Source organism: Kushneria indalinina DSM 14324 (assembly GCF_003385845.1).
In the GTDB taxonomy this organism is placed as follows: Bacteria; Pseudomonadota; Gammaproteobacteria; order Pseudomonadales; family Halomonadaceae; genus Kushneria; species Kushneria indalinina.
Genome location: NZ_QRDJ01000006.1, coordinates 474,472 through 491,531, shown reverse-complemented (window position 1 = coordinate 491,531; position 17,060 = coordinate 474,472). Strand labels below are relative to the sequence as shown.

16 protein-coding genes are annotated in these 17,060 nt (G+C 62.0%); 5 read left to right on the top strand and 11 right to left on the bottom strand.

All coding sequences use genetic code 11. The annotated features are described in order from the left end of the window. Positions 1 to 14: 14 nt before the first annotated feature. Positions 15 to 1,238 carry a winged helix-turn-helix domain-containing protein gene (locus C8D72_RS02290; RefSeq protein WP_115852785.1) on the bottom strand — a complete coding sequence of 408 codons (1,224 nt, stop codon included), beginning with the start codon at positions 1,236 to 1,238 and terminating at the stop codon, positions 15 to 17. An 85-nt stretch (positions 1,239 to 1,323) separates the two neighbouring features. On the opposite strand from C8D72_RS02290, the gene C8D72_RS02285 reads away from it, so the two are divergent. Beyond that, positions 1,324 to 1,779, top strand: coding sequence for a hypothetical protein (locus C8D72_RS02285; RefSeq protein ID WP_115852784.1), 456 nt, complete (start codon positions 1,324 to 1,326; stop codon positions 1,777 to 1,779). Between the two features lie 17 nt (positions 1,780 to 1,796). Here the strand turns inward: C8D72_RS02285 and C8D72_RS02280 are convergent, their stop codons facing one another. The 3 genes from C8D72_RS02280 to C8D72_RS02270 are packed head-to-tail and all read right to left on the bottom strand — an operon-like array spanning position 1,797 to position 3,936. Next, positions 1,797 to 2,282, bottom strand: coding sequence for a LabA-like NYN domain-containing protein (locus tag C8D72_RS02280; protein ID WP_115852783.1), 486 nt, complete (start codon positions 2,280 to 2,282; stop codon positions 1,797 to 1,799). A gap of 11 nt (positions 2,283 to 2,293) precedes the next feature. Continuing rightward, positions 2,294 to 2,917 (bottom strand): nucleotidyltransferase family protein, encoded by a 624-nt coding sequence (locus C8D72_RS02275; protein ID WP_115852782.1) that lies wholly within the window; start codon positions 2,915 to 2,917, stop codon positions 2,294 to 2,296. Further along, positions 2,917 to 3,936: an XdhC family protein gene (locus C8D72_RS02270; protein WP_115852781.1), complete on the bottom strand. Its 1,020-nt coding sequence runs from the start codon at positions 3,934 to 3,936 to the stop codon at positions 2,917 to 2,919. Before C8D72_RS02270 ends, C8D72_RS02275 begins: the two co-directional genes overlap by 1 nt. Before the next feature lie 165 nt (positions 3,937 to 4,101). On the opposite strand from C8D72_RS02270, the gene C8D72_RS02265 reads away from it, so the two are divergent. Beyond that, a complete protein-coding gene (locus C8D72_RS02265) occupies positions 4,102 to 4,572 on the top strand; it encodes a nuclear transport factor 2 family protein (RefSeq protein WP_115852780.1) in 471 nt (156 codons plus the stop codon). Here C8D72_RS02265 and recC read toward each other — a convergent pair. From recC to C8D72_RS02250, 3 genes are all read right to left on the bottom strand, one after another. Continuing rightward, a complete protein-coding gene (gene recC, locus C8D72_RS02260) occupies positions 4,569 to 8,084 on the bottom strand; it encodes an exodeoxyribonuclease V subunit gamma (protein WP_115852779.1) in 3,516 nt (1,171 codons plus the stop codon). The two genes, C8D72_RS02265 and recC, sit on opposite strands and share 4 nt — an antisense overlap. A 126-nt stretch (positions 8,085 to 8,210) precedes the next feature. Next, positions 8,211 to 9,014: an SDR family NAD(P)-dependent oxidoreductase gene (locus C8D72_RS02255; protein WP_170140466.1), complete on the bottom strand. Its 804-nt coding sequence runs from the start codon at positions 9,012 to 9,014 to the stop codon at positions 8,211 to 8,213. A 124-nt stretch (positions 9,015 to 9,138) separates the two neighbouring features. Continuing rightward, positions 9,139 to 10,458 carry an MFS transporter gene (locus C8D72_RS02250; RefSeq protein WP_115852777.1) on the bottom strand — a complete coding sequence of 440 codons (1,320 nt, stop codon included), beginning with the start codon at positions 10,456 to 10,458 and terminating at the stop codon, positions 9,139 to 9,141. A gap of 282 nt (positions 10,459 to 10,740) precedes the next feature. Between C8D72_RS02250 and argE the strand changes: the two genes are divergently transcribed. The 3 genes from argE to C8D72_RS02240 all read left to right on the top strand — a co-directional run bounded on the left by argE (position 10,741) and on the right by C8D72_RS02240 (position 13,104). Beyond that, the gene (argE, locus tag C8D72_RS02245) at positions 10,741 to 11,916 is read left to right on the top strand and encodes an acetylornithine deacetylase (protein WP_115852776.1); all 1,176 of its coding nucleotides are present in this window, start codon (positions 10,741 to 10,743) and stop codon (positions 11,914 to 11,916) included. A 306-nt stretch (positions 11,917 to 12,222) separates the two neighbouring features. Continuing rightward, complete coding sequence (locus tag C8D72_RS17300; protein ID WP_147301489.1) at positions 12,223 to 12,477, top strand: hypothetical protein; 255 nt, start codon at positions 12,223 to 12,225, stop codon at positions 12,475 to 12,477. A 204-nt stretch (positions 12,478 to 12,681) separates the two neighbouring features. Next, positions 12,682 to 13,104: an RcnB family protein gene (locus C8D72_RS02240; RefSeq protein ID WP_170140465.1), complete on the top strand. Its 423-nt coding sequence runs from the start codon at positions 12,682 to 12,684 to the stop codon at positions 13,102 to 13,104. Between the two features lie 87 nt (positions 13,105 to 13,191). Here the strand turns inward: C8D72_RS02240 and C8D72_RS02235 are convergent, their stop codons facing one another. The 4 genes from C8D72_RS02235 to C8D72_RS02220 form a co-directional block, all read right to left on the bottom strand. Then, the gene (locus C8D72_RS02235; RefSeq protein ID WP_115852774.1) at positions 13,192 to 13,623 is read right to left on the bottom strand and encodes an OsmC family protein; all 432 of its coding nucleotides are present in this window, start codon (positions 13,621 to 13,623) and stop codon (positions 13,192 to 13,194) included. Positions 13,624 to 13,745: 122 nt separating this feature from the next. Further along, the gene (tpx, locus tag C8D72_RS02230; protein WP_115852773.1) at positions 13,746 to 14,246 is read right to left on the bottom strand and encodes a thiol peroxidase; all 501 of its coding nucleotides are present in this window, start codon (positions 14,244 to 14,246) and stop codon (positions 13,746 to 13,748) included. A gap of 89 nt (positions 14,247 to 14,335) precedes the next feature. Beyond that, on the bottom strand, positions 14,336 to 14,887 hold the full coding sequence (locus C8D72_RS02225; protein ID WP_115852772.1) for a histidine phosphatase family protein: 552 nt from the start codon (positions 14,885 to 14,887) through the stop codon (positions 14,336 to 14,338). Between the two features lie 138 nt (positions 14,888 to 15,025). Further along, entirely contained in the window at positions 15,026 to 16,702 is a 1,677-nt protein-coding gene (locus C8D72_RS02220) for an OpgD/OpgG family glucan biosynthesis protein (protein ID WP_115852771.1), read from the bottom strand. Positions 16,703 to 17,060 lie beyond the last annotated feature (358 nt).

Here is a 17,060-nt window from a genome sequence, read left to right as displayed (position 1 = left end):
GACGTTCGATCCTGTCAGACCGCGACACGCGCCGATTCGAGCGCCCGGTCAAGCGTGCCACGGCCCTGCACCTGCACGCGAGCAAGGCCCAGAAACCGGGCCAGCCGTACAAGCTCTGCATAAAGCGCCGGCGCCAGGGTCTCCATCGACACGTTCGATTCGGGGTGCGCAGCCAGCACCTGCAGCACGCCGGAGGTGCGCTCGGCCTTGAGATCGACCCGGGCCGCCATTCGGCCCTTGAGCATGAAGGGCAGCACGTAATAGCCGTACTGGCGCAAATGCGCCGGCGTATAGATCTCGATGCGGTAGTGAAAATCAAAGACCCGTGCGGCACGCTCGCGGTCCCACATCAGCGGATCAAAGGGCGACAGCAGCGCCGTGGCGTCACTCGCCCGACGGCTGACACGTGCTTTTGCATGCTGCCAGGCCGGCATCGACCAGCCTTCTACCCGGGCAGGCAGCAGCTCGCCGGTGTCGACCAGCTCATCGATCCGTGCCCGCGTCTCACGGGCGTCGAGGCGAAAATAGCGCTGCATGTCCCGCACGCTCGCCACGCCCATGGCCCGTGCCGCACGTGAAACCAGCGCGCGCTGCGCTTCCTGTGGTGACAGCATCGGCGCCTCAACAGCGTCGCGCCCGACCACCCGCTCCGGCAGGTCGTAGACCCGCTCGAAGTTGCCGCGCCGGTGCGCCACCATGACCTGCCCGCTCCAGAACAGATACTCCAGCGCTGACTTGCCGTGACTCCAGCCCCACCAGCGGCCCTGCCCGCGCCCGCCGTCGGTCAGATCGGACGCCGCCAGCGCCCCGTGATGGCGGATCTCCTCGAGCGCCTGCTCGATGAATGCCGGATGTTCCCGGGAAAAGCGCGCCAGGCGTTTATAAAGCCCGCCGCCGCCGTCACGGGCGCGCTGCATGCGAAAGCGATAGAGCGGATAGTCTTCCAGAGGAATCAGCGAGGCCTCGTGCCCCCAGTATTCAAACAGGCGCCGCTGTGATGGCGAGCCCTGATTGAAACGCTCAAGCCGGCCCTGATCGTAGGGCCCCAGCCGGGAATACAGCGGCATGTAGTGGGCGCGGCACAGCACGTTGACGCTGTCGATCTGCAAAAGCCCCAGCCTGCGGACAAGGCTCAAAAGCGCTCGATTGTCCGGCTCGGGGCCGTCGCGGTCGGCACCGAATCCCTGCGCGGCCAGCGTCATGGCGCGAACGCGCGATACTGAAAGGTGACGGGTCATGGCGCTGCGTGCTCCTGTCGTATACCCTGGCATGACACCAGGGCGCCCCTGTCGCGGTGCCTGTCACGCGTCATGGAGTCCATTCATGGTCAAGTCTCTCGCCCTGCCTCACTACCTGATCAGCGCGCTACTGCCTTCTCTGCTTCTGGCGGCAACGCTTGCCCAGGCTGCCCCACCCGCCCTTGATCGTGCCGGCCTGCCCGATGATGCCCGCCCGATCTGGGTCGGTGATCAGCGCTACTATCTCGCGCGCGGCACCTGGTTTGCGGCCTCCGGCAGTGACGCTCGCTACACGCCAACGCCCACACCGCGTGAGGTTCAGATGGCCGGTGCCGACATGTTCGATGTCATCGCCTACCCCATCAACGATCAAACGCTTCGTCAGCAGCAGCAGGACCGCGGTCTATGCCATCGCTGGTCCATCGATCAGAGCGGTTTTAACCCCGCGACCACGCTGGAGCCGCCCTCGCGTCTGCAGGCCAACACCTATCAGCGCGCGCTGGCGGCGTGTCTGGCGGGCCATCACTACAGCGTGCAGTAACACGGGATATGCCCGGCTCAGCGCCGGGTATTTTGTAACAGGCTGCCTTCAATCGGCACAAAATGATCGGCGGCCTGCCTCAGGGCCTGGGCGGTCAGCGCCTGAACCCCGTACACATCGGCCTTGACGCCAAAACGCTGTCGAATGCGCGTGAGCAGCTCGGCAAAGTCGCCATCCCCCGAGATCAGCACGACCCGGTCAACACTCTTCGCCGTCTCGAACACATCCAGCGTAATCCCGACATCCCAGTCGCCCTTGGCGCTGCCATCACGGCGCTGAATGAAGGGCTTGAGCCGCACCTCAAAGCCGATATCGCGAAGCGCATGCTGAAACTGCTGCTGGCGCGGGTCGTGGCGCTCGATGGCATAGGCATAGGCGGCCACGACCGTATCTTCCCCTACCGCATGACGCCAGAGTGCGGCGTAGTTGACCTGACAGCCAAAGGTTTCGCGGGCGGTGTAATAGATGTTCTGGACATCGGCAAAGAGCGCAACTCGGACCATGGGATCTCGTTTCATTGGGGAGAAGGTAGATCAGCGGGCGTATCGACATCGTTGAGGATACCCGGGTCATCGACTGCCAGCATGACGACCTGCTGTTGATGGCGTTTCAGAAGCTTCCGGGCGCCCTCGTCACCGTCGAGGTCGGCCAGTGCCGGCCAGAACCGTCGACCAAACACCACGGGATGCCCCGGAATGCCCTGATGGCAGGGACGCACGATGAGATCGTGGCGCGCCTGTGCCACCAGCTTGTGCAAGGTATCGGCGCGCACCCGGGGCATGTCCCCCAGCATCAGCGCCAGCGCCTCGCCCTGCTGATGTCGGGGCTCGGTTGAGGCGAGCAGCTCGGACACCGCGGCTGCCAGACTGACCCCTATGCCGATGGGCGTCGAAGGTGCCTGCACGACATCAGTGTCTGCCGGCAGCCCCAGCGCTTCGGGGCGCTCGCCGTGTCGCAATATAACGGTGACGGAAGCAACATGAGGCTGCAGGGCCAGCGTGGTAGCCGCCAGCAGCGTCTGCCCGGAAAAATCGGCCAGACGCTTGTCGCCGCCAAATCGCCGGCTGTGCCCCGCCGCCAGTATCAGCCCCAGTACTCCGGGGGTGCCCTGCGGATGATCGTCCCGCGGCCCTGTCATCAGACCGCGGTGGCCACAGGCGAGGCCGCAAGGCGCGTCTCGCCCGCCTTGCCGTTATAAATGCGCATGACATCGGCCACCACGGACAGCGCAATCTCGGCGGGCGCCTTGCTGCCCAGGTCCATGCCGATCGGCATGTGAATCCTTGCAATCTCTTCATCGCTCAGTCCGCCGGAGCGCTTGAGCCGCTCGGCACGCTTTTGCGAGGTCCTTTGCGAGCCCATCACGCCGATATAGAATGCCGGCGTTCTGACCGCCTCGATCATGGCCGGATCATCGATGCGCGGATCGTGGGTCAGCGCGACCACGGCAGTGGCTTCATGGCAGGCACCCGAGGCGATAAACAGCGCCGGCAGTGCGGCCTGTATCTCAACGCCCTCGCCGTGCCCGGCGGCGATGAAATCACGCCGGACATCATCGCGCGGGTCACAGACGATGACCTCATAGCCCAGCGAGCGGGCAAACTGGGCGCAAAAGCCGGCCACCGGCGAAATGCCGGCCAGAATCAGGCGCAGGGCCGGGCCGATGCGAATCTGCACCAGCCCCTGATCATCGCGTGCCACGGCCGGCCCGTTGGGCGATTCATCCAGCACGACGCGATAGCGGCCGGTTTCCGGATCCACCCGGCGAATCAGGCGCTTGCGGCCCAGAAGCGTCGCTTCCAGGACTTCCAGATGCACCTTCAGCTCATCGCTCACCTCAAGGCGCTCGATGAGCACCTCCAGCACGCCGCCGCAGGGCAGCTGTAGACGCTGGCTCTCCTCCTGACTTTCGCCGTAGCGCACGATGGTGGCCGGCTTCGAAAAGGCGCCGTCCTGAAGACTTTCGATGAAGGCTTCCTCGACGCAGCCGCCAGAGAGCGAGCCGACATGCTGCCCGTCGCCGGTGGCAACAAGCATAGAGCCGGGCGCGCGGGGTGAAGAGCCATAGGTGCTTAACACGGTGCACAGCCAGATCGTGGCGTGGGCGCTGGCCCACTCACGAGCCTGCTGGATCACCTGCAGATCGAGATGACGCATTCGGATACTCCGAGAGGAGAAAGGGGAATAATGATCACAAGGATAGCAGCCTCATGATTGCCTCGCCGTGTCAGGCACTGTCTTCATGAAAGCGCCCTCATGAACACGCTCCCATGAACATGCTAGCCTGAGCCTCCCTCTTCTCTCGTGTGATGGAGTCGCCGCATGGAAAGTCGCCCGCCGCTTCCCCCGTTTGACATGGACACTGCCCGCCAGAAGGTGCGTGCCGCCGAAGATGCCTGGAATACCCGCCAGCCCGAGAAGGTCGCCGGCGCCTACAGCGAGGATTCACGCTGGCGCAACCGTACGGAGTTCTTCCAGGGCCGTGACGCCATTATCGAATTCCTGCGCCGCAAGTGGCAGCGCGAAAACGATTATCGCCTGTGCAAGGAGCTCTGGGCCTTTACGGACAACACCATCGGCGTGCGCTTTCAGTATGAGTGGCGCGACCGCTCCGATCAGTGGTATCGCGCCTACGGCAACGAAATGTGGGAGTTCAACGAGCACGGCCTGATGGTGCGCCGCGAAGCCAGCATCAACGAGATCCCCATCGAGGATGGCGAGCGCCGTTTCCGCTGGCCCACCCCGGGTCCCCGCCCGCAGGGCCATCCGGGGCTCAATCAGCTGGGACTTTAAGCGCCCTGCTCGCCCGCGGCGCCGCGCCCGCCATCGGCCAGCGCCGCCATCGTGACCATAAAGGGCATATACAGCGCCCGGGTGGCGCGCTCGAAACCGGCCTCACCAAGGGCGTCAAAGCGCGGCCACAGCTCGCCCAGCATGGGTTCGCGCTCGCGCAGCGCCGCCGGCCCGTTGAAGCTGGCCTCCTCATGGCAGGCCCGGGCGCGTTCAAGCCCCGCCTCCCGGTAGTCACTCTCGCTTTCGTCATCGGCGCTTTTGGGCCAGCCGGCAAAATACTCCAGCGCCAGCTCCAGCGTCGTGGGCACCGGGGCATCTCCCGCCTCGCGCCACTGCTGACACAGCGACGAAAGTGTGGCGCGAGCGTCGTCAGCAGAGATTACCGGCAGATCCAGTTGACGATCCTCGAACAGGATCGTTGCCAGCACGTGCTCCCCCATGGCGGCCAGCGCCAGCTGCTCGAGCCAAGCCCGTACCAGGCGATGCGGCTTGCCGTAGTGCGTCAGTCGTCCGCCACGATCGCGGCGCAGGTGGCCGAAGTGGGCCGGCGCCAGCACGCAGCGACACAGCACGCCCGCCTCGTTGCGCCACAGCCCGTCAATGCGATCCGCCAGCACGGGAGTGCCTGCCTCGTCCCGGAGCTCGATGCGCATCGCCTCGACCGGCACCAGCGCGTCGGTCAGCTCGTGCCACCGGGTAAGCTGCTGTCTCAGGGGCTTGATCAGATCTTCTGCCAGCCGCTCACCAAAGCCCAGCGCCGGCAGCATGCCCTTGCGACGCGCCTCATCCAACATCTCGCTTAAATCGCGCTCGCGACGGGCGCCCTCCAGCAGATGCTGCTTGAAGCTGAAGCGCTCAAGGCCATCCAGCGCGAAGGGCTCGGCGTCCTCCTCCGGCACCGCGACCGGATGAAAATGAATGCCCAGCCGACCGGCCGTACAGATCGACCAGGGCCGCCTCAGCAGCCGCTCCAGGTCATCAAGTCCTGCGGCCTCCTCAGGCGGCGCTGCCGCCCCCAGCGGTTCAGCGGCGGCGGCCGGTCCGGGGTGGTGGACGCTTTCCCAGCTGCTTTCAAAGGTAAACAGTCGTGCCGGGCGCTCGGCGGCATCCGCTGTCTCATCAAAGGCGAAATAGGCGCGCGCAAAGGGCTGCAGCGGGTGCGTGGTGATCAAACGCGCCAGCAGCGCAGCCTCGGAGTCACTCGCTTCGGCCCGCCAGCCCATCGACAGGGTATCGAGCAGTTCGCTAACCAGAATCGAGGGTGCGCGCTCGCTGTTGTCGCGCTGGTCGCGCCCCACCCAGGAAATGGTCAGCGCCTCGCGAGTGGCCAGCATCGCCTCGAGCATCAGATAGCGGTCGTCGTCACGACGCGAGCGGTCGCCACTGCGATGGCGCGTGGCCATCAGGTCAAAATCCTGCGGCAGGCGCACCCGAGGATAGTCGCCGTCGTTCATCCCCAAAAGCCAAGTATGGCGAAACGGAATGGCCCGCATGGGCATCAGCGTTGCGAAGTTGACCCGCCCAGCCAGAAAGCGCTGGGCCAGCCCGCCCTCATCGAGACGGTCGGTCAGCGCCTCGCGAAAGACCGCCAGTGGCAGCGCCTCATTGAAATCACCACACTCACCTTCTTCCGCCAGCGTCCGGGCGGCGCGTGAGAGCCGCTCGAGGATGTCAAAATCGTTCTGCTCGACGGGTTCGAACAGCGCATCGAGCATCTCCTCCAGCCGCGCCACCCAGTCATCAATGCTCACGGGGGTTTTCAGATGCTGGTACCAGTGCCTCAGGCGCGTCATCAGCTCGGCCAGGCGCCCGGCAAGGTCGGCCTCCAGCCCGCCGATCTCATCATAGGCCTGGATGCCGTCAAAGCTGCCCTCGCCGATGGCAAAGCCCAGCAGCATGCGGTCCAGCCCGAACTGCCAGGTGTTTTCTGAAAGCCCCGGCAGCTCCAGGGTGTCGCGATGTTCACCGTCCAGACCCCAGCGCACGCCGCTGCCGGCCAGCCACTGCGAGAGTTTTTCGAGCTCGTCCTCCTCGATGCCAAAGCGACGGCGAAAGGCCGGCACCTCCAGCCAGTCGAGCACCTCGCTGACCCCAAGGCGCCGCTCGGGCAGTTCCAGCAGCGACAGCGCCGCACTCATTAACGGGCTCGCGCCAGAGGCGATACGATCGGAGACCGTATAGGGAATGTAGCGCGCGTCATCCCGCGGGATCTGACCGAAGACCGCATCAATCAGCGGGGCGTAGCGCTCGATGTCCGGTACCAGCACCACCATGTCCCGCGGCCGCAGACTCGAATCGCGATCGAAGGCATCGAGCATCTGGTCATGCAGGATCTCGACTTCCCGCAGCGGCGAATGGGCGCGGGTAAAGGCAAGCGAGCGATCATCGCGTTCGATCAACCGCTTGCCGCCCTCTTCTTCGGCGCGCCGGGCCGGATGGACCAGATCCAGCACCTCCTGTTGAAGCTGGTGCAAAAGACTCGACGGCGCCGTCTGCTGCGGGTCGCGAAAGATGTCGTGCTCCATGTCGAAGGCGTTGTCGGCCTCGAAGTCATAGAGCGCCTCGATGAAATCACGCCCCTGCGCGCCCCAGCCGGCCAGCAGCGGGTTGGCACTCAGATGCAGCGTTTCATTATCCAGACCTTCGAGGGTGGGGGCGGCCTGGTGGCGCTGGCGATGGCTTTCACGCCTGAGCCTGGCGCGCAGCGCTTCACGATCGGCCACGATATCGCCCCAGTAAAAGCGACACGGATTGGCCACCATCAGCACCACATCCATCACACCGGACAGGGCGTGCAACGCCTCGAGCAGCTGAAACGGCAGTGCCGAAATGCCAAAGACAAACAGTCGGCGCGGCAGCCCCTTCGGCACGGACTCAAGGGCGCGGGCGTGGGCCAGAAAGCGATCATGCAGCGCCGCGCGGTGATGGCGCTGCGCCTCGTCGGAGGCATCTTCCAGCAGCGCCCGCCAGAGCACAGGCTGCCAATGATCCACCGGGGCGATATCGGCAGGTGCGGTCTCGCCCTGCGCCCAGGCCGCCATCCAGTCGGGCCGGTAGACCAGATACTGGTCGAACAGATCCGCCAGCCTTGAGGCCAGCTGATAGCTCTTGCGCTCGCCGCAGGGCTCTACCTCGGAGGCAGGCGCCTCGACGGGCATTTCGTCATCGAGATAGTGGGCCAGCGGGGCAAATTCGCTCTGACGCAAAAGACGCGGCAGCAGCCGCATCAATCGCCAGGTCATCGGCCCCTTGTCAAAGGGCGAGCGTTTGGGAATGTCATCGCCGAGCACGGCGCGATAGGCGCGCCAGACAAAGCTTGAAGGCAGGGGAAAGTCCAGCGAGGCCGCCACGCCATGATGCTGCGCCAGGCACAGCTGCAGCCACTGCGCCATGCCGTTGGACTGCACCAGAAAGGTTTCACTCTCAAGCGGCGCCAGCGGGTCGCGCTCTGACAGGGCCGTGGCCAGATCGCGCAGATCCTCGAGATGATTGGCATGCAGGACAGTAAACATCGCGCTCCCGGAGGCACAGCAGACGGTAGGAGCCGCCTATCCTACCTGTACCGCCGGGAGCTGCGAAGCCTTCACGGGGCGGGGATGGCGCGACCCTCGCTTTCGGGGCGCGCCGCACCGGGGCTACTAGACGCCCAGGTCATGATCCGGGCGCATATCATAGCGCATGACGTTGTGCATGAAGGCGCCGTCAACATAGAGGGTGGTGCCAGTGATGTAGCGCGCCTCTTCCGAGCACAGAAAAACCGTGACACCGGCGACATCCTTCGTCTCGCCGATAAAGCCCAGTGGGATCCAGCTGTTCATGTTGTCGATGCCCAGCGCCTCGTTGTCCTCGCGGTTGATATCGGTCTGAATGGCGCCGGGAGAAAGCCCCACCACGCGGATGCCGTACTCGCCCCACTCCACGGCGGCGGCGCGCGTCAGGGTCTTGAGACCGGCCTTGGCAACGCTGTAGTGCGCCACGCCCTTTCTGACCACTTCATCGTGGATCGACTGCACGTTGATGATGACGCCACCGTTGCCGGCCTGTTTCATGCGTCGGGCAGCGTGCTGCGAGCAGTAAAACGGCGCATTCAGGTTGACGTTCATCAGGGACTGCCAGTCCTCGCGCGGCATGTCTTCCAGCGCGTGGGCGTTTTCAAAGCCTGCATTGTTAATCAGGATATCGATCTGCTCGAACTGATCGTCAAACTGCAGAAACATGTCGTCCACGGCATTCGGATCACCCAGGTCCGCCACTACCACACCGGTCTTGACGCCACACTCCCTTGCCAGTCGCTCGGCGGTGTCATTGACCTCCTGGCGCGGCTTGCGCGTATGAAAGGCCACGTTGGCGCCGGACCGGGCGAGTGATTCGGCCATGTGCGCGCCAATACCGCGATTGGCACCGGTCACCAGCGCTGTCTTGCCCTCGAGCGTGATCTCCATCTGTGTCTCCCTGAGAGATTTGTCCATAAAGTGATCGCTTGAAATTGATGACTCTTAACATGGCCATCAAAAAAGCCAGGCTCAAATGAGCCTGGCTGATAAGCGTCTGACTGGAAAGTCTGTCTCAGTGCGCCGGCGCTGCGCGGTAGTGATAATGGCGTCTGGCCAGCAAACAGCCCATGACGACGCCCACGGTCATGACCATGGCCACATACCAGGCGGGCGACATCGGCATGCTCTCGATCGAGGTGGTCACGATCATGGGGGTCAGACCGCCGGCGATGGCATACGCCACGTTGTAGGAAAACGACAGCCCCGTGAAGCGAATGGCGGCCGGAAACGACTTGACCGCAATCGCCGGCACGATACCGGTCAGCCCGCCGAAAAAGCCCACAAGCGCGTAGAGCGGGAACAGCATCGAGACATCAAAATGCATCAGCCAGAAGAAATAGAAGTAGGTGATGCCAAGGCCCGCACAGTAGAGCACCAGCACGATGCCATCCCCGATGCGATCCGCCAGCGCTCCGGCGCTCAGACAGCCGATGATCAGACAGACGATCGCCACACAGTTGGCCTGCAGCGTCAGCCCGCGATCGATGCCGGCAAAGCTCTGCAGCAGCGTGGGCGTCATCAAAATCGTGACCACCACTGCCGCAGTCAAAAGCCAGGTGGCAATCATGGAGATGGCCACGCCCGGCAGGTAGTCCCGCAGCAGCGTGCGCATGGGCAGCTCCTCGGAGAGGGACTTGTTCTCCTGCATTTCGGTAAATACCGGCGTTTCGTGCAGGTAGCGACGCAGGTAAAGCGTCACGAAGCCCAGTACGCCGCCGACCAGAAACGGCACGCGCCAGCCCCAGCTGTAGAGGGTCTCTTCGCTCATGACGTAGTTCAGCCCGGTCGCCATCAGAGAACCCAGCAAAATACCGGCGACCAGACCCGCTGACAGGGTACTGGTGGCAAAGGCCGTGTGCCGGGCCGGCACGTGCTCGGTCACGAAGACCCAGGCCCCGGGCGCTTCGCCGCCGATGGCCGCGCCCTGCAGCATGCGCATCGCCAGCAGCAGAATCGGGGCCAGATAACCGATGGTGGCGTAGGTGGGCAAAAGGCCCATGATCAGCGTGGGCAGGGCCATGAGCATGATGGAAAGCATGAACATCTTCTTGCGGCCCAGACGGTCGCCGAAGTGCGCCATGATGACTCCGCCGATGGGGCGAGCAATATAGCCGGCGGCAAAAATGCCAAAGGTCTGCACCAGACGCAGCCACTCGGGCATTTCAGGCGGGAAAAACAGCTGGCCGACTACGCTGGCAAAGAAAACGAAGATAACGAAATCGTAGAACTCAAGCGCACCGCCCAGTGCGGAAAGCCCCAGTGTCTTGATATCGCGGGCGCCCAGCGGACGCGTCACGGACGTCGATGGTCCGTTTGAATCGGCATTGTTCATGGGAAGGTCGCTATCTAAAAAACAGTTGACGTGGCACATACAGAGTCAATCTGATCGCGGATCACGCGACGTGGGCTGCCGGCGCTTGCGGATCACGCAAGATGGATGCCGGCTGAGCCGAAGCTGATCATATCAGAAAAATCACGCACAAAAGTCGACAGAAGTTCCCGACGCGGCGCGATCTTTCATGGCGCCGAGGCTGCGTTACACTTTATGTCAGGACCTGCCCTTTTGATGTCCGGCGGGTCATCCCTTTCCTCCTGTTCAGCTATCGAGAACGCCATGACGACCACACCTGCTTCACTGCCGACCGCCGCCCGCGACATTCTGGCCACGCTGGTCGGCTTTGACGTGCTATCCCGACAGTCCAACCTGGCCCTGATCGAATGGGTCGAACAGTTTCTTGATGCCCATGGCGTCACGCACGAGCGCATCGAAAGCGATGATGGCGAGCGCTTTAACCTGCTGGCTCGCATCGGCCCTGATGTGGCCGGCGGCGTGGTCCTGTCCGGGCATACCGATGTCGTCCCCGTTGAAGGCCAGACCTGGCAGAGCGACCCCTTTACGCTGACCGAGCGGGACGGGCGGCTTTATGGCCGGGGCAGCTGCGACATGAAGGGCTTTCTGGCCTGCGCGCTGTCCGGCGTACCGGACTGGTGCCAGCGTGATCTCAAGCGTCCCATCTGGCTGGCCTTCTCCTATGATGAGGAGATCGGCTGCCTGGGCGCACCCCGCATGATCGAGCATCTGGTCAGGCATCATCCCGAACCCGCTGCCGTCATTGTGGGCGAACCCACTCTGATGGCGCCGGTGACGCTGCAAAAGGGCATTACCACGCTTAAAACGGTGGTCCATGGTGTGCCCGCCCACTCAAGCCAGGTCAATCAGGGCATCTCGGCCATTCATGTGGCGTCACGACTGATCAGCCGCATCGAGGACATCATGAGCGAGCTGGCCGAAGAGGGGCATCTCAATGACGCCTTCAATGTGCCCCACTCCAGCCTGCACGTCGGCACCATCGAAGGCGGCAATGCCATCAACATCATGGCGCAGCACTGTGCATTCAACTGGGAGATTCGCCATCTACCCGAAGAAGGGTTCGAAGCCGTTTTCGAGCGCTTTCGCGAGTACAGCGACGAACTCGAAGCCACTCTCAAGGCCGTCAATGCCGACTTTGCCATCGAGACCACCACCCTGACCGACACCGTGCCGGGACTTGAACACCGCGACAACGACCGGGCCATGGCGCTGCTGGACAAACTGGGAGTGCAGGAGCAGGAACAGGCCGTGGCCTATGCCACCGAAGCCGGGCAGTTCCAGCGGGCCGGCCTGCAGGCCGTTATCTGCGGCCCCGGCAGCATCGAACAGGCCCATCGCGCCGATGAGTTCATCTCCCTGGAACAGCTCGACCGGGGCGAGCGCTTCATGCAAACGCTGGGCGACGTGATGTCAGAGTAGATTCTCAAGATTGATGTCATGGCTTTCTGCGTTGCCGGATCAAATCGAATCTATAATGACAGAATGGTCCCGGCGGATGGTCCCCGGCGGGCGGCATGTCACCGATGGAGCCCGAAGAGTAGGCAGCGCGTGACAGCCGACATGGGCAGCGCCGTGAAGGATCATTGATGCAGGAGGGTGAATTTTGCTGATATAACCATCTATACTGTCACACAACGTAACGGCACAGCCACGGATCAGGCCATTGTCGATACTGTACCCATGATAAAAGCAACATTTTGGTTACAGTACAAGGGAGGGAGCCTCATGAAATTTTTCAGACGCAACTTAACGTCTGCTGAAACAGCAGGAAAGGGAGACACAGACCTTTCTTCAGCTTTCTGCCGCTCGTCCGGCATGTTGATCGATGACAGTGAATACGATCACAAGGAAGGCTTTGTTCAGCTCAAACATCGCCTTCAGCGCGCTGAATGGCGCCAGCGCCAGGCGTATTATGAAAAGTATGGTTCGGCACCGGCACCCAGTATTATTCGTCCGGGAAAGGACTGGCGGGTGCATTGAATGCCTGTTGCGTCACCATGACCCTTTCGTCCGTCTTGCGGGGCCGCTTTCGAGAAAGCGGCCCCTTGCATATGCAGCCGCACAAAGTATGTCACTACAAACATCATGAGGATTACAACGTCGCCACCCAAGGCGCCAAAAAATGTAATCCGGCTTCAATATTTTTGCTGGAAGGAAACTGGAATGCGCATGTGTCCAGCGTTTATGACAAGTCCCCTGAGCCTTGCCCTGCTGATGGCGCTACTGTTGCCAGACCCGGCACAGGCAGCCTCCCAGGGCCAGCAGGGCTATCAGACCTCGCCGGGCGCCATCGCCGTTCGCGAGCCCAAAAGCGGACCACGGGTGGATCGTAATCTGGTCATCCGAACCCTTGGCGCCCACAGGGAAGACTTCAAGCGTCGCACCTTTGACACCGTGGCAAGTCCGCTGAAGATGGGCGAACGGTTACCGGAGAATGTCGAAAGTGAGCAGTTGCCCGACATCGTCAAACAGGCCCTGCCCCGCTATGAGGGATATGCCTGGCGTCGAATCGGCAACGATATTGTGTTGATCGGCATCGCCTCCAACACCTTTTACGATATTTTCCCGGGCATACTGGAAGAACCGGGCGCGCCCCGAGAGCGTTGAACCCTACAAGGGCCAGTCATGCAAAAGGGCCCCGCTTTTGGCGGGGCCCTTCCTGTCTGATAACAAGCGATTCACCGAATCCGGGAATCAGCCCTCAAGACGTGCATCAAGGGTAATATCAGCATTGAAAAGGCGTGATACCGGGCATCCTTCCTTGGCATCGTTGGCCGCTTTTTCGAAGGTTTCCTGATCGGCGCCGGGCACGCGGGCAACCGTTGTCAGGGCGACCTTGCTGATATAAAAGCCGCTGTCGTCCTGATCCAGCGTCACCGTCGCCTCTGTCTTGATGCTTTCAGGCTCCAGCTCCGACTGCCCCAGAATCATGGACAGGGCCATGGAATAACAGCTGGCATGAGCAGCCCCGATCAGCTCTTCCGGATTGGTACCCGGCTGGCCTTCAAAACGGGTATTGAAACCGTAGGGGTTTTCCTTGAGCGCCCCACTTTCAGTGGAGACAACGCCCTTGCCTCGCTTCAGGCTTCCTCCCCATTCGGCAGAACCTTTCTTCTGAATGGCCATTGCATGCCTCCCTGGTGCAGATAATATTCATGAGTCCCTGTGTCCTGCCGACATCGCAGGACACTCACTGAAAGGATAGTCAGTCCTGTCGTACTGACAACTCCAGCCGATATGTGATCTTTCTACAGAACCGATAATGCCGCCTCATAATCGGGTTCATTCTTGATCTGATCGACCAGCTCGCTGTGCAGTACCTGATCATTTTCATCGAGCACGAGCACGGCACGAGCGCAAAGACCACGCGGGCGACCACTCTGAATATCGACCCCGTAGGCCTGAACAAAATCGGTGTGGTGACGGAAGGTGGACAGCATCAGCACGTTATCCAGTCCTTCGGCGCCACAAAAGCGTCCGGCGGCAAAGGGAAGATCTGCCGAGATGACCAGTACCACCGTATTTTCCAGCCGTGACGCCTGTTCATTGAACTTGCGCGTGGACGTCGCACAGGTGCCGGTATCGATGCTGGGCACGATCGAGAGCACCTTGCGCTGCCCGGCAAAATCCTCAAGCGAGACGTCGTTCATCTCCCGGCCGGTCAGAGCAAAGGACGGCGCACTGTCACCCGGCGCGGAAAACTGGCCGCCAACGTCAACCCGGTCATCGCCATAGCCTACTGTTGTCATGCAAGGTACTCCTGATGGTTCACATGAATCACCCCTCAATACAGACACCTTGAAGGGCGGATACAGATTTCGCGCTCGTCTGCCCTGCACTATCCCTGCCAGGGCGTGAGCTGCCAGACATTGTCTTCCTGCGCTGGAGGCTGGCACAAAATGGGGGCCACGTTGCCGATGCGGGCGCCATACGGATGGCCCTGGGTCACATTGCAGATCACCCGGAAGACACCGGAGTGCGCCACCACCAGCGGGCATTCAAAGCGTGTCAGCAGTTCATTGAGGGTGTCGAGCACCCGGCGCTGAAAATCAGCCCAGGACTCGCCCCCGTCCGGGGTTTCGAAATAGGGCATGGGGTCCTGGATGGGCGTTTTTTCCAACGCGCCCCAGTCACGCTCTCGAAGCCCTGCGTAAACATGCAGCTTGCTTTCGGGCAGGGCCAGCCGCGCGGTCTTGCGCGCCCGAAACATTGTGCTGACGGCAACGTGAGACCATGCCTGCCTACCCAGTACGGCGCTGGCGTCGTGCGCCTGAGATTCACCGTACGGGGTCAACGGCACATCCGGGCTGCCGGCAATGAGATAGGCACGGTTATAGAAGGTTTCGCCGTGGCGAAGAAAGACAAAGGGACGCGGCAATAGCTCGGTCATTGAAAAGTTCCGGCACTTATCGGTCAACGGATAACGCCTTTAGTGTACCCCTCGCAACAGGCAGGCGTTACCCTTCAGGCGCCACAAAATACAACGGACCCCGCAGGGCCCGTCGCAACACTGCCGGCGCCTTTCGGCTCAGCCGTGGTGATCCCAGTTGCGATCATTGGGTGCCGGCGGCACGAACTGGTAAAGCCAGGTTTCGCTCAGCGTCTGGTTGCCCTGGCGTAGATAGACCCGCAGCGTCACCGGGTCGGTCTGCTCGCTTTTGGGATACCAGTCAAACTGCGCGCGCCACATCTGCAGCGGGCCGCCCAGCTTGGTGACCGATACGACCTGCGTCTCACCGGTGGAGGCCGACACGACCGCTTCCATCCCGGCATCGGCCGGCATGTCATTGATGGGCGCGCCCCGGAAGTCGACGGCAAAGCGACGCGCCCAGGTCTTCGGTGAATGCTCACCGGGGATCCAGCCGTCGCGTACCGCGCCGATACCGGTCCAGGTCTTGTCGACCTGACCCACGGAGGGCCTGACGGGCGGATGCGGGCTCCAGTACAGGTTGTAGCTGTAGCTAAGCTCCTGCCCCGCCTCGACCGGCTCGGCGGGCTGCCAGAAGGCAGCGATGTTATCGACCGTTTCCCCCATGGTCTGAAGCTCGATCAGCGTGATCGACCCCTTGCCCCACTCACTGGTCGGCTCGCACCACAGGCTCGGGCGCGCATGATAATAGTTGACCACGTCACGATAGTGCTCGAAGTCGTGATCATCCTGGACCAGTCCAAAGCCGCGCGGATTTTCATCCTCGAAGGTGTTGTACTGCAAAACGTCCGGGTTATAGAGCGGACGGCAGATCCACTCGCCGTCACCACTCCAGATCGAAAGACGGTCGGAATCATGAATCAGGGGCACGACCGTATCACGGCGCAACCGCTGGCTTGTCCCGGTCAGGAACATGCTGGTCATGGGTGAAATGCCCAGACGCTCGATGCTCTTGCGCGGATAGACATTGGCTTCCACACCCATGACCACCCGCTCGGACTGACAGTCGATGTCGAACTTGTAGGCGCCCGTGACACTGGGAGAGTCCAGCAGGGCATAGACGGTAAAGCGGGCACGATTGGCCGATGGCTCGTCGAACCAGAAATGGGTGAAGACCGGAAACTCCTCTTCGCCCTCTTCCGGCGGCATGGCGGTATCGATGGCAAGCCCCCGTGCCGACAGACCGAACTGATTATTCTTGTCGATGGCGCGGAAATAGCTGGCGCCCAGAAAGGAGACCACGTTGGCCAGCGCCGAAAAATCCGGGTTACGCGATACCCGCCAGCCGGCAAAACCCAGATCATGGTTCTTGAGCTGATCGACATCGATACCCGTGCCTTCATAGCTAAACAGCTCGGGGCGAAAATGGATCTCATGGGCCTTGCCATCCACCACGCTGTGCATGCGCACCGGCTGGTTGAACTGCATGCCAACGTGAAAGAACTGTGCCTGAACCGCTGAATTGCCGCGATCCGACCACAGGGCATGATCCTGATCATACTGAATGGCCTGGTATTCATGCGGATCAAGGTTATCGAGCGTCAGCGTATCAGGCAGCGTCTCGGTGGTGTCCTGATGCTCGGATCCGGCCATATCCCGGGCGTGTGACTTGAGCCAGTCAAAATCGAAATCGGTGCCCTCGTCATCCAGCGCCATTCCAATCCCCTCACCCGGACCACGGTTGTTGTTGCCACTGGCACGAGCCAACAGGGACCTGGTCGACATGCCCAGCGCAGAGAGCGCAGCCGACGCCTTGAGTAGAGTTCTTCGATCCATGGACAAGACTTTCCTTTTAAGACGATACGACCCTGCCTGAGCCGCCATCCAGAGTTGAGTTGATACAGGGTCAGCCCATCATGAGGCCTTCGGATGACCCAAGGTTAACCAGAATCGACCATCTTATGCATTGGCGGTTCCTTTACCCTTGCGTAAAACATGGTGACGCTGTGTCACCGTCTGACGCCCGAGTCCTTTTCACACCGCCTGCACAGGCGTGCCCGGCCCCTTGCAGAGCCACCCACGTCACCGCCTGCCCGGCGATGGAGCAGGAATATACCCGTATCGCCAACGCGTTCCCATTATGCCTGGCTTGAGAAACGCTGCGTTGACACGCCACTCCTGCGATCACACCGAG